The organism is Marinobacter sp. es.042 (assembly GCF_900188315.1).
Taxonomy (GTDB): domain Bacteria; phylum Pseudomonadota; class Gammaproteobacteria; order Pseudomonadales; family Oleiphilaceae; genus Marinobacter.
In genome coordinates this window covers 3,177,302-3,190,838 of the sequence record NZ_LT897781.1, presented here as the reverse complement: position 1 = coordinate 3,190,838, position 13,537 = coordinate 3,177,302, and the positions used below count along the sequence as shown (strand labels likewise).

Below are 13,537 nucleotides of genomic sequence, written 5' to 3'. Positions count from 1 at the left end.
TAACAGTGTAAGTAGTACGGTCTCAGGAAACAAACCGACTATTGTCGCGCTCAGGCTGCATCATCCCGGAATTGCAGTTTCGCGAGGCGCCGATAGAGGGCGTTATGGTTCATCAGTTCCTCATGGGTGCCCACTGCCAGCAGTCGTCCCTGGTCTATAACGGCAATCCGGTCCGCGTCCCGGACTGTGGCCAGTCGATGGGCAATCACCAGGGTAGTCCGACCGGCTGTGAGGTCCGGCATCGCCTGCTGGATAAGGTTTTCGCTCTCCGCATCCAGGGCACTTGTCGCCTCATCCAGCAACAATATCGGCGCATCGGCCAGCAGCGCCCTTGCAATGGCAAGCCGCTGTTTCTGGCCACCGGAAAGACCGAGGCCGGCATCCCCAAGCGGCGTTTCATAGCCTTTTGGCAGGCTCCGAATGAAATCATGGGCATGGGCAATTTTCGCGGCCTGTTCGACATCCTGCTGGCTGGCGTCAGGCCGCGCGTAACGGATGTTGTCGGTCACCGTGCCATGGAAGAGAGCGGGATTCTGGGGCACCAGGGAAAAACACCGGCGCAGGGCATCGAGAGACAGATCGGCAGTGTCGACGCCATCGACCAGGATTCGGCCCTCTGTCGGCTGATAGAAGTGCAGCAGCAAATCGAACAGCGTGGATTTTCCGGCTCCGGACGGCCCCACCAGGGCCAGCGTTTCGCCTGCTCTGATCTCCAGCGAAAGATCCGTCAGCGCGGGCTGTTCCAGCCGCCCCGGGTAACTGAAGCTCAGCCGATCAATCCGGATTGCCCCCTGCACGTGTTCAGGGAGTTTCAGTGTCGACGCTTTGCGTTCAAACGCCGGCTCCGTCTGTAACAGTTCAAACAGCCTCGCCGCCGAGCCTGCAGCCCTCTGCAACTCGCCGATGACTTCGCTGATGGCGCCGGCCGCAACACCTACCAGCAGACTGTAGAAGACAAAGGCTGCCAGCTCGCCCGGGCTGATCCGGCCGTGAATAACGTCCAGGCCCCCTATCCAGATGACGATGCCCACAGCACCCATCACCAGGGAGATGGCCAGTGTGGTCAGCCAGGCGCGCTGACGGATACGCTGGCGGGCAATCTCGAACGCCCTTTCAGACACCTCGGAAAAATATTTGCGGTCATGGGGCTGATGGTTGAAGGCCTGAACGGTCTTGATCTGGGTAAGGTTCTCGCCCACGTAGCTGCCGACATCGGCAACCCGGTCCTGGCTGAGCCGGGATAGCGCCCGAACCCGCCGGCCAAAGAACAGGATGGGTGCGATCACCAGCGGGAAGCCCAGCAGAATAATACTCGCCAGCTTGGCATTGGTGATGAACAGCAGCAGCAACCCTCCGATCAGCATCAGGGCATTACGCAGCGCAATCGACACCGTGGAGCCAATTACTGACTGCAGCACGGTGGTATCGGCGGTAAACCGCGACTGGATCTCCAGGGCCCGGTTCTGCTCGAAAAAGCCGGGATGAAGATCAATCAGGTGGTTGAACACCTTTTTGCGGATATCCGCCACCACCCGTTCGCCGATCCAGGACACCAGATAGAACCGGGCAAAGGATCCGAAAGCGAGGCCGAGCACCAGCACGAAGAACAGCCCGATGGCCCTGGCCAGGTTCTCCGGCGACTCGGTGGCTAATCCCTGATCGACAAGAATACGTAAACCCTGCCCTAACCCGAGCGTAATTCCGGCCGTAAAAATCAGCGCCACCAGGGCACCGGCGACAGCCCGCCGATAGGGGCTGATAAAGTCGATGACCAGTCTCAGGGCTTTGCGGTGACGAGTGTTAATGATGTGCCTCCTTGATACGGGGTGCTGTAGACTCCGCTAACAATACGGTTTGTACTCCACACAAGACCTATCATACAGCTACGCAAGAGCGTGCGGGTGGAGCGGCTTGCCAGGACCGTCGAAAGCCAGGGATGGCTTTCGCCGAGCGTACATGGACGTATTTACAGCGTGTCCTGGCAAGCCGCTCCACCCGCGCGCTCGACTACTCCGAAGCGGAAGGAAAATGAATTGAGAGCCTACGCCGACAACGATTACCCGGCAGATCATAAACCGGACTGGAAAATCATTTCAGGCCTCTGGCCCTATCTCGCCGAATTCCGCGGCCGGGTAATCCTGTCCCTGGTTTTGCTGGTGTTGGCCAAGCTGGCAACCGTTGCCACGCCCATTGCCCTGAAATACATCGTCGACTATCTGGACCAGAACCGCGGCGCGGACATGCTGCTTTGGATCCCGGTGATCCTTGTGGTGGCCTACGGCGCGTTGCGCTTTGGTGCCACACTGTTCAATGAGCTTCGGGATGCGGTATTTGCCCGGGTGGCTGAACGGGCCATGCGCCGCGTGTCCCTGCGAGTATTTGAGCACCTGCATCAGCGGGAACTGGCCTTCCACCTGGATCGAAAGACCGGTGGCCTGGCCCGGGATATCGAGCGGGGTACCAACGGCATCAGCTTCCTGCTCCGTTTTACCTTGTTCAACATTGTCCCCACCCTGCTGGAAATCCTGATGGTCGCCGGCATCCTGTTCGTGGTGTTCAACGTGGGTTATGTGCTGGCGATCCTGGTAGCCGTGGTGGTGTATGTGGTCTTTTCCATCAAGATCACCGAGTGGCGGACGAAATTCGTGCGCGAAGCCAATGCCCGGGATAACCAGTCCAACTCACGGGCCATAGACAGCCTGTTGAACTATGAAACCGTCAAATATTTCAATAACGAGCGGTACGAGGCCGAGGTCTATGATCGGGATCTGGACGACTGGGAACAGGCCCGTCTGAAAAACCGCCTGTCCCTGGCGGCGCTTAACTCCGGTCAGGCATTAATTATTGGTCTGGCGATGATCGTGATCATGGCTATGGCCGTTCAGGAGGTGGCCAGAGGTGAGATCACCCTCGGTGACTTCACCATGATCAACGCCTACCTGCTTCAGCTGTTCATTCCCCTGAACGCCCTGGGTTTTGTCTACCGGGAAATCCGGCAGGCACTGGTAAATGTCGAGCGCCTGTTCAAACTGCTGGGGGACAAACCGGCGATTGAAGATGCTCCGGATGCTGCCGAGCTGGCCGTGGATAGAGGCGAAGTGCAGTTTGACCACATCCACTTTGCCTACCGACCGGACCGCCCGATTCTGAAGGATGTGAATTTTTCCATCCCGTCCGGCCACAAGATTGCCGTGGTGGGAGCCAGTGGCGCCGGCAAGTCCACCCTCGCCCGCCTGCTGTTCCGCTTTTACGACGTCGATCAGGGCGCCATACGGATCGATGGTCAGGACATTCGGCAAGTGACCCAGGACAGCCTGCGCTCGGCGATTGGTGTGGTGCCCCAGGATACGGTGCTGTTCAACGATACCCTGTACCGGAACCTGGCCTATGGCCGGCCGGAAGCCACGGAAGAAGAGGTGTACCGGGCAGCTCGAATGGCTCACCTGGAAGACTTTATCCACAGCTTGCCGGAGGGTTATGAAACCAAAGTCGGCGAACGGGGCCTGAAACTCTCCGGTGGTGAAAAACAACGGGTGGCCATTGCCCGGGTGATCCTGAAGAACCCGCCGTTGCTGATCCTGGACGAGGCTACGTCCTCCCTGGATTCACTCTCGGAGCAGGCCATTCTTGGGGCTCTCAACGAGGTCAGCCAGCAGCGGACCACCCTGGTGATTGCCCATCGGCTGTCCACTATCCGCGATGCCAATACCATTCTGGTGATGGATGCGGGACGAATTGTTGAGGGTGGCAGTCACAACGAGTTGTTGGCCGCCGGTGGCTACTACGCCCATCTTTGGGCTCAGCAGCACAGCCGTGACGAAAAAGGCAATGACGACCAACAGGACGCCAGTGACTAGTTCGCCCTGAGCCTTTCGGCCAGGCCGGAGGCCCGGACTACCTGCTGTCCGACTGCGTCCCTGAGCACGTCCACATTGCCGGCAATCAGGCTGAACCAGTTTCTGGCCCGGGTAATGCCGGTATAGACCAGCTCTTTTGTCAGGACCGGGCTCAACCGGTCCGGCAAGACCAGACAGGTGTGGTTGAACTCTGAACCCTGGGACTTGTGCACCGTCATGGCGTACACGGTTTCCAGCTGCTGCAGACGACTGGGCGAGATCCAGCGAATACCGCCAGCGGTGTCGCTATCCGGAAACGCCACCCGCAGGGTATAGCGGGGCTCACCGGTGTCGGTCCGATCCCAGGGCACGTTGACGGCAATGCCAATGTCGCCGTTCATCAGGCCCAGATTGTAGTCGTTGCCGGTAATCAGCACAGGCCGGCCCTCATACCAGCCCTCGGCCCGCGGGATCAGCTTTTTAGCCAGTAACTGCTTTGCGATCCGGTCGTTCAGGCCTTCCACGCCCCAGGGGCCCTTGCGCAGGGCACAGAGCACCTGGAAGTCACTGAAGGCTTCAAGGAGCTGCACCGCCATCGCATCCCAGTCTTCGCGGGGGCTGCTTTCGTTCAGACCATGATTCTGCAAGCGTTCGAGGTAATGGCGGTAACCAACGGGTGGTGACAGGCTCTGACCATTCACTTGCCGGCCCTGCCCGGCATTTCGGAATGCCTCGGGTGAGCCGGTGATGGCATGTCGACACACCAGGTCCAGGGTGTCTTCCGTATCCGCACTTTTCGACCGGCCGTTAAGCAGAATGACATCGTCGAATTCTGCTTCCCGGATCTGGCGCAACATGCCGTTATCAAGCGCATTGGTATTCACTGCTTCGGCAAAGGCGCGGATACCGCTGTCCTCCCGGAACCGGTAGCTCTTGCGCAGCATAGCCACGGCCTGATCCATAGGTTGGCCGGTTTCGTCCACCAGTGACTCCGGTATCTCGTCGCCGGCCATGGCGCCCAGCCACTGGGCCGTTTCCGGTGTGTAATGGGCCAGCAACGCCCGCTGGCAAAGCTCCCCCAGTACCGCACCGGCGTCCACCGAGGCCAGCTGGTCCTTGTCGCCCAGCAGGATCAGCTGGGCGTTGGCGGGCAGGGCATCGAACACCGATGCCATCAGGTCGACGTCTACCATGGAGGCCTCGTCGATGACCAGGATATCCACCAGCAAAGGGTTGTCCCGATTATGGCGGAATTTGCGGGTATCCGGCCGGCTGCCCAGTAACCGGTGCAGGGTAGTGACCCTGGTGGGGATATCATTCAGGTCCACGTTGCCCGGCAGTTCGGCAAGGGGTAACCGGCTCACTGCACCACCGATGGATTCGTTCAGTCGGGCCGCCGCCTTGCCGGTCGGGGCTGCCAGGCGGATCCGGTATTTCCGACCGGCCCGTTCGGAGGATTCCCCGGCCACTGCCTGCAGGGCCGCCAGCAGGTTGACCACGGTGGTGGTCTTGCCGGTGCCCGGCCCGCCGGTGATTACGGCGAAATGGTTGCGGGCCGCGAGGGCACAGGCCAGTTTCTGGTAATCCACCGGTTCTGACGACCGGAAGAGCGTATCCAGAGCGAGAGACAGGGTGCGGGCCGGCCCGGATTCCGGATCTGCCAGGGGTGATGGCAAAGCCAGGCGGTGCCGGATACCCGCCGCAATGCGTTGTTCGTAGCGCCAGAATCTGCGCAGATAGAGCCGGGTTCCGTTCAGCACCAGGGGTGTTGTATGTGAGCCATCACTTACGGCGCAGGCGCTCTCCAGTATGCTCAAGCATTCCGGCAGCGTTACAAGTGCAAGCACGTCGGCGGGCTTGGGCCGGTCCGGCTCGCTGGTGCCGGAATCGGTGAGCGGCTCCTGGACCGACTCCTCTGGCGGCAGTGACAGGGTATGCCCGGCATCGGCCAGGAGATTGCCCAGATCGACGCAGACATGGCCACGCCCCACCTGATGGGAGACCAGTGCCGCCAGCAGCAGGAGCAGCGGGTCCGGGCGTTCGCCCTGCTCTTCCGAGAGCTCCCGGATCAGCCGGGCAAACCCCACATCCAGCGCGCGGATCCACTCCGCCTGCTGCCAGTGCAGCAGCAGGGTCTCGGTTTTATCCGGGCTGGAGAGCAGATCTTTGATAGCGAAGGTGGTATCACCGGCAGCGGGTATGGTCGGCGTTTCCGCAGCGATTTCCTCCGCGAACAGATCAATCTGGTGGTCGGACTTTCCGGTTTGGGAGCGGGAACGGCTCATGCGGCCACCTCCGCAACCGACTCGCCATCAAACAGGGCATCCAGTTGTTCAATCAGGGCTCTGGGCGGTTTGTCGGTGAAGGCGCCACCTGTGCTGGAATCAATGCCTCGCAGGAACAGATACACCGCGCCGCCAATGTGTCGGTCGTAGTCGTAATCCGGCAAACGGGCTTTCAGCAGCCGGTGCAGGGCCAGCAGGTAGAGCACGTATTGCAGATCGTAGCGTTTATCCAGGATGGCGTTGCCCATGGCCTGATCGGTATAGGCGCTGTTGTCTTCGCCCAGGGTATTGGATTTGTAGTCCAGCACGTAATAGCGCCCGTTGTGTTCGAACACCAGATCGATAAACCCCTTGAGCATCCCGTTGAATCGGGTCTCTTCGACTCGGGGACGGTCCGCGCGATTCAGAGTGTGCGCGGTTACCAGCTCGTCGAGTTTCCGGATACTGACGTTGCGGCTTTCAAACCAGAACTCCAGTTCCGGGCGCAGGGTGGTCAGGTCCGCCAGGCAGACGGTTTCTGCACCGGCCCGGTCGAGGCTCAATGGTTTGCTGATCAATGCCAGCAACCAGCGCTCCAGCGGCTCCACCCACTCGTTCCAGCCACGGGTCCCGCAGCGCCGGGTCAGCTGCTCATGAAGCAGCGGCGGGTTATCCACAACCCGCTGGAACCCCTGCTGCGTGCACCATTCCAGCAATTCGTGCAGGAAGGTGCCGGGTCCGGCGCCTTTCGGAAAGTTATGCTGGTTGCGCTGGTTGGCCATTTGAGCCGGGTTTTCCTCTTCGTCCAGGGTACTTTCTTCCAGCAGGTTCTGGGTCTGGGCATCTTCCACCTCACCGGTAAACGCGATCCCGGTGCCGGTCATGCCGGTGTATTCGATGGAGGAGTAGCTGGCAATCCACCAATCCTCTCTGGCCTCGCGGGAAGAGACCATGGCCGGGCCAAGCGCTTCCGGCGCCGGTTCTTGGTAGTGCGTATCGTCCGGATCCGGTAACGGGGTTATCCGGATCTCTGCTCTGCCCTCTGCCAGTTTCCCCAGGCAGTCGCTGATACGGCTTTGCCCTTCGCCGGCAATCAGGTAGCCCAGTCCGCTTTGCTGCCAGTTGTCCAGGGCCGCCGTGCCGACCCAGGTGGCGAAGCGGGCCCGGGTCAGGGCCACGTAGAGCTTGCGGATATCCTCGCCGAGGCGCTCCCGGTCAGCCCTGGCCACGTCGTCCGGCGACGGGTCGAATACCGTGACCAGCCTGCCCCGGTCATTGTGATAGCGCGCGAAGGCCTGCTTTTCACTCTGGGCGCGAAAGGCCGTGCCGAAGGGAAGAAACACCAGCGGGTATTCCAGACCCTTGGACTTGTGCACGGTGATGACCTTCACCAGGCCGGCATCACTCTCCAGCCGCAGGGTACGGTGTTCATCTTCCTCTTCGGCTGCACGCAGAATCTGGGTGTAGTGGTGCACCAGGGCATGCTCGCCGTCCAGTTGCAGGCTGTCCTGCTGCAGCAACTCGGCAATGTGCAGAATGTCGGTCAACCGCCGTTCGCCGTCAGGGCGTTGCAGTAACCGGCCTGGCACCTCGAAATCCATCAGGAAGGTTCGCAGCATGGGCAGTACACCCTGCTTCTGCCATTGCTGCTGGTAACCAATAAAACGCTCGATTTCCCGTTCCAGCACGAGCTCATCGGTGAGCAGCTGATTCATGGCATGCCAGGACTGACCGAGGGTGGGTGTAGCCAGGGCCGCGCGGATATAGGCCAGCTGCCGGGGCTCGGCAAATGCCCGAAGCCAGCAGAGCATTTCCTGTGATTCCCGTGAGGTCAGCACCGAATCGCGGTCTGACAGGTACACACTCTTGATACGCCGCTGGCCCAGGGCCTCCCGCACTGCGCTGGCCTCGTTGCGGTTGTTGACCAGTATCGCGATGTCTTTGGGGGCAACCGGCTCCAGATCCCCGGGATTATCCGGTAAGGCAAAACCAGCCTGCCCGGCTTGGCCCAGGGTCAGCAAACTGGCGATCTCACTGGCGCAGGTTTCCGCCACATCGGCCGTGGCAGTGCCCTTGGCCATACCTTTCGGATTGCCATCCCTGTCCTCTTCCCCGGATTCGTGGGTCCAGAATACCAGGCTGGGCTGCGCTTCCCCGTTAATCGCCCAGACTCGCTTGGTGCCATTGGCGTCCACACCCTGGAACGGCAGCGGTGAGGTATTGCCCTTGCCGAACAGGAAGGCGCCGTCCCGGCTGTTCTGGTCACTGTGTTCAAAGACCCGGTTAACCGCCGCCACCATGGTCTTGGCGGAGCGGAAGTTCTTAGCCAGTGTATAGGTGCGCTCTTTCACGCCCTGCCGGGCCTGCAGGTAGGTGTAGATGTCGGCCCCCCGGAAACCGTATATGGCCTGCTTGGGATCGCCGATCATCAGCAGGCAGGTACCGTGGTCGCCGCCTGCCACGTTGTAGATGCGGTTGAAGATTCGGTACTGCACCGGGTCGGTATCCTGGAATTCGTCGATCAGGGCCACCGGAAACCGGCGACGGATGGTGGCCGCCAGCTGGTCGCCCCGGGGGCCGTGCAGGGCATCGTCCAGCCGGGTGAGCAGGTCGTCAAAGCCCATTTCCGAGCGTTTCTGCTTTTCCGATTCCAGCCTTTCGGCAATCCAGTGGCTGGCGTGGCGCAGAATGTCGGATTTGGCGTTGGGCTGGTTCTGGCTGAAATCCAGCAGCGCTCCGATGGCATCAAAGGCCGGGTGATGAGGGGCAGAATCATCGCCCTTGAGAATCTTGTCGAGCCCTTCGGGCGTCTGATTCCTGAAGCCCGCGGCGCTATCGATCTTTTCGGGCAAAAGGTCGTCCGATTCCGCCCAGGCAACCAGCAAATCCCAGACCTTGATCATGGCATTCTTGCTGGCGCCATGGAGTCGCTTGCTCTTGTTCAGATCGTTCAGCAGCTCGATGACGTCATCGCGCCACTGGCTCCAGGGGTGGGCTTTCAGAGACTGTGACTGTTCCAGACGCTGCTGGACCACCTGATTGATGGCCTGATGAACGCTCTCCGGGGGTGTGCCCAGGCTCAGGGGATCGTCAATCAGATTGCGAACACCCTGGCGCAGGTCCCCGGGGGTTTTCCAGTGGCTCAGGGCCTCGTCCATCAGCGCCGGCGGCAGGGGATAGACAAAGGTGCGCCAGTAATCCCGGGCGACCTCGTCCAGCAATTCGCTCTGGTCGGTTTCGAGGGTGAGTTTGAACAGGCTGCCGCTGTCGAAGGCGTGCTCGCTGAGCATGCGGTTGCAGAAACTGTGGATGGTGGATACCGCCGCCTCGTCCATCCATTCGGCGGCCAATAGCAGCTTCTTTCGGCATTCCGGCCAGCTGGCCGGATCCGGGTAGCTTTCATCCCGTAGCTGGTAGATCAGTGCCGTTTCTGCGGGTGGATTGGGCTCGTCGGGCGCGTCAGAAAACACCTCGGCGGCCTGGGTGAGCCGGGTGCGGATACGGTCACGCAGTTCCTTGGTGGCGGCCTCGGTAAAAGTGACCACCAGCAGGTTGGGAGGCAGCAGGTTCTGCAGAGGGCTGTCGGGCGACTGGCCGTGCCCAAGCACCAGGCGCACGTACAGAATGGCAATGGTAAAGGTTTTGCCGGTGCCGGCACTGGCCTCGATCAGGGCACTGCCGTTGAGGGCCAGTGCCAGGGGATCCAGGTTCGGATTCCGGTTGGTCATCTGCTCGGTCATTCCAGGCCTCCGATCTGATCTGCAGCCGATTTGTCCTGCTCGGCTTCCCAAACCGGCACGTAGAGCTGATGCAACAGGGCTTCGAATTCACCGCTGGCCATCAGCAGCTCCGGTGTTTCAAAGGCCCCTCTCAGGTAACCGGTATCCCGCTCCAGAGCAATGGAATAGGCCTGCTGCGCCTCCGATATGGCTCGCTCATGGTCACCGACGTACTTTTTGCTGCCGTAGAAACTGGTGATCCAGGCAAAGCCGGCCTCGCAGTGAATGGGCAGCGCCCGGGTGGTGGCGTCCATCCACCCGCTGAGCACCGCTTCGAACAGCGGTCTGGCCTGTTCCGGATGCAATGGAGCAAAGCGGAATTTCCGCCCCTCCTCCTTGCCCAGAACCAGGGTCTCAAAAGGTTGATCGCCGAGCTGGCCTGCCAGATGGATCAGCCAGTCCCGCATCAGATTGGCATAGCGTACTTTCTTGCTGGACCCGGAACCGGTCAGCAAACTGGAGCCGGCCACCACCAGCCGGCACAGTTCCCCCTGGGCATTGCAGCGCAGGTTGTCGATCAGATCCGCGATTTCCACCGAACCCAGGGCGTTTTCAAACCGGTAGTCAAAGGATAGCGGTTCAACGATTGCTTCCGGCCAGTCAGCCAGTGCGTTCTGGTAACGCTCGAACAGATCGGGCAAACGCCCGGCCAGCTCGGAACGCAGGCGGTGTTCGGTCACGCCCATACCCAGGTCCCCGCGTCGGGCCATGCGGTCCAGAGTTGCCTGCAACCGGTCGTGCAGTTCCTCTTCGTTGCTGGCTTTCAATAGCCCGCCCTGGATCAGCTCGTTGTCCAGGCGCCAGCGGTCGAGGCCGTCCAGCTCGAAATTCTCGTTGTCGGTGTCGTCGTCTTCGACATCCTCGAAGCGCACCTGCAGCCGGCGCTGGTAAAAGGTGTCGATGGGCTTTTTCAGGAAAGCCGCTAGATCGTTCAGACTGATGGGCTCTTCGGGCGCCTGGTAAGGTAGTGCCGACTGTGTCTGCGCGGCAGCCTCACCACCATGGGCACTGCGCCATTCCCGCTCGTAGGTGAATAACCGGCGTGCCTCCAACACCTCGGCCAGGGGACGGGGCGAACTGTTTTCCCCCTCTCCACCCTCCTCCAGCCCGTTGGCTTTCGGGAAATAGCTTCGGCTGAACGGCTGCAACGGGTGTTGGGTCGTCAGTGCCTCGATGACCTTGGTTTCGGGTTGCCCTGACACAGACCAGAGACTGTCCAGATGATCCTGAAGCTGCCCCACCAGAACCGACGGCGGCCGTTCCGAATCATCCTTGATGCTGCGGCCTACCCAGCTGATGTAAAGCTGCTCCCGGGCGGATAACAGGGCTTCCAGGAACAGGTAGCGATCGTCTTCCCGGCGGGAGCGGTCCCCCGGGCGGTAATCCTGGGCCATGAGATCGAAATCCACCGGCGGCCGGGAGCGGGGATAGTCGCCGTCGTTCATGCCCAGCAGGCACACTTTCCGGAAGGGTATGGCCCGCATGGGCATCAGGGTGGCGAAGTTGACCTTGCCGGCCAGGAAACGCTGGTTCAGGCCGCCTTCATCCAGCCCCTCCAGCAGCACATCCTTGACGATGTTCAGGGGCAGGGTCTGTTCCCCAAGGCCTGCTGCCAGGGCGTCTTCCAGCCACTGTTCCAGCTGGCGGCGGAAACGGTTAAGCAGCAACAGGTCGCTGCCTTCCACCCTGTGGAAAAACTGCCCGAGCATCTCTGAAAACAGACGCTCCCAGTCTTCGGGGGTGCGATTGGTCTGCAGCGCCTGCCAGAGGGTTTCAAGCTGATGCACAAAGTCGTTAAGGCGGCCCGCCAGGCTGGCCTGCAGGCCGCCGATCTCGCCGAAGGGTTCCACACCGGCCCAGGGCTCATCGTCGCCCATGCCATAACCCAGCAGCATCGAGCGCAGCCCGGATTGCCAGGTGTTGCGCTCCAGTTCGGCGGGCAGGTCCAGACTTTCCCGGTGCTGGCCGTGCAGACCCCAGCGGATATTGGCGCCTTCGACCCAGCGACGGGCCAGGGGGATCTCGTCTTCATTGATACCGAAGCGGTCTCGTATGCCAGGTACTTCCAGCAGGCTGATGATCTCACTCACCGCGAATCGGCTGCGGGGCAGTGACATCAGGGTTTCCAGGGCAATCAGCACGGGTTCATGGTGGCGCTGGCCCTGATCGGAAATGGTGAAAGGAATGTGGCGCTTGCGGCCCGGCTGATAACGACCAAACACGGCCTGGATGTGAGGCGCGTAGACGTTGATATCCGGCACCATCACGATGACATCCCGGGGCCGCAGCGTGGCGTCGGCGTTGAACGCAGCCAGCAGCTGATCATGCAGAATTTCCACTTCCCGCTGGGGGCTGTGGGCCTGATGGAACGCCAGGGAATGATCCTGGTGCAGATCCAGCCGGCGCTGCTGCTGGCGGATTTCCTGCAGGGGCGTCAGGTTGTGGATATCGTTCTGCAGCTGATGCAGCAGGCGCGGTGCTTCCGGGTTGCCATGATCCGAGAAGATATCGATTTTCTGGTCTGGTGTCTGGAAGCTGCCCCGGTACTGATCCGGGTTGTCGAACTCGTCCAGCAACCGGATATAGTCCCGGCCCTGCTTGCCCCAGGCGGCCAGCAGTGGATTGGCGTGTTGGTGCAGCTGGTCTGGATCTTCAATGTCGGAAAGTGTCGGATGGGCTCTGCCCCGTTTGCGTTCGGCGGTGAGCAGCTCCCGGTCGCTGATGATATCGGCCCAGTAAAACTGGCAGGGGTTGTGAACACACAGTACCACCTGACTGAACCGGCTCAGGACGTACAGGGCTTCCAGCGCTTGCCGGGGCAGCGAGGAGACGCCAAAGACGACAATGCGGGTCGGCAGCCGGAACGGGTTGGCCGGCGCCTGAAGTTGCTGGCCCTGTTCCATGAACCGGGTATGGATCTGCGAGCGGCTGGTATGAGCGTCTGCGCCCACATCCTCAACCAGCCGGCGCCAGAGCAGGGGTTGCCAGCGGGTTTCCGCATCCAGAGGCTTTTCCTCGGCCCGGGCCGTGATGATCACATCCTTGCCCTGCTCCCAGGCCGCCAGCCAGTCGGCCCGGAACACCTGGTACTGGTCAAACAGATCGGCCACCTTCTCCGCCAGCTGGAAATTGCGCAGGTCCGGATCGTTACCTTCCAGAAAACGGGCCAGCGGTGTAAAGGCCTCGTCCTGCCCCACCAGGCGTGGCAATAACCGGTACAGCCGCCACACCAGCCGCCGTTTGTCGAAGGGCGACTGTTCCGGTACCTCACCGTCCGGAAGCACGGCCCGGTAGGCTTGCCAGATAAACCGGGCCGGGAACAGGAAATCCATACCGGCAGCAATCCCAAGGCCGCCCTCAAGGCCATCTTCGGTGCGCTTCTCCGCCAGCGCCAGCTTCAGCCACTGGGCAATACCGTTGCTCTGCACCAGGAAGGTCTCGCTCTCCAGTGGCGGCATGGGGTTGTGCCGACAGATGTAGACAACGGCCCGGCGCAGGTCTTCCAGATGGTTGGCGTGGATCGCGTGAAACCCGGGTTCGATCCTGGCGCGTTGCTCGGTGGGCTCGGTGGAGAGTGCGGCCATGAATTTCCTTGTCTGGTGTGCAGTTCAATCCTGTTGCCACAGGTTACCGTATGTGACCACAGATGCGGACTGTC

At 61.1% G+C, this 13,537-nt stretch carries 5 protein-coding genes; 1 reads left to right on the top strand and 4 read right to left on the bottom strand.

What is annotated here, in order from left to right; translation table 11 throughout:
- Nucleotides 1–50: 50 nt before the first annotated feature.
- The gene (locus tag CFB02_RS14845) at nt 51–1,781 is read right to left on the bottom strand and encodes an ABC transporter transmembrane domain-containing protein (protein ID WP_088558607.1); all 1,731 of its coding nucleotides are present in this window, start codon (nt 1,779–1,781) and stop codon (nt 51–53) included.
- A 252-nt stretch (nt 1,782–2,033) separates the two neighbouring features.
- On the opposite strand from CFB02_RS14845, the gene CFB02_RS14840 reads away from it, so the two are divergent.
- Entirely contained in the window at nt 2,034–3,857 is a 1,824-nt protein-coding gene (locus tag CFB02_RS14840; RefSeq protein WP_088558606.1) for an ABCB family ABC transporter ATP-binding protein/permease, read from the top strand.
- Here the strand turns inward: CFB02_RS14840 and recD are convergent.
- From recD to recC, 3 genes are read right to left on the bottom strand one after another with little or no spacing between them, the layout of a single operon-like run.
- Entirely contained in the window at nt 3,854–6,121 is a 2,268-nt protein-coding gene (gene recD / locus CFB02_RS14835) for an exodeoxyribonuclease V subunit alpha (RefSeq protein ID WP_088558605.1), read from the bottom strand. The genes CFB02_RS14840 and recD overlap by 4 nt on opposite strands.
- Nucleotides 6,118–9,840: an exodeoxyribonuclease V subunit beta gene (recB, locus tag CFB02_RS14830; protein WP_088558604.1), complete on the bottom strand. Its 3,723-nt coding sequence runs from the start codon at nt 9,838–9,840 to the stop codon at nt 6,118–6,120. The genes recD and recB overlap by 4 nt, the downstream gene beginning before the upstream one ends.
- The gene (recC, locus tag CFB02_RS14825; RefSeq protein WP_088558603.1) at nt 9,837–13,463 is read right to left on the bottom strand and encodes an exodeoxyribonuclease V subunit gamma; all 3,627 of its coding nucleotides are present in this window, start codon (nt 13,461–13,463) and stop codon (nt 9,837–9,839) included. The genes recB and recC overlap by 4 nt, the downstream gene beginning before the upstream one ends.
- Nucleotides 13,464–13,537 lie beyond the last annotated feature (74 nt).

What these genes read in the sequence shown, in the direction of transcription:
- recB (WP_088558604.1), bottom strand. Translation starts at nt 9,840, where the DNA reads ATGACCGAGCAGATGACCAACCGGAATCCGAACCTGGATCCCCTGGCA.
- recD (WP_088558605.1), bottom strand. Translation starts at nt 6,121, where the DNA reads ATGAGCCGTTCCCGCTCCCAAACCGGAAAGTCCGACCACCAGATTGAT.
- recC (WP_088558603.1), bottom strand. Translation starts at nt 13,463, where the DNA reads ATGGCCGCACTCTCCACCGAGCCCACCGAGCAACGCGCCAGGATCGAA.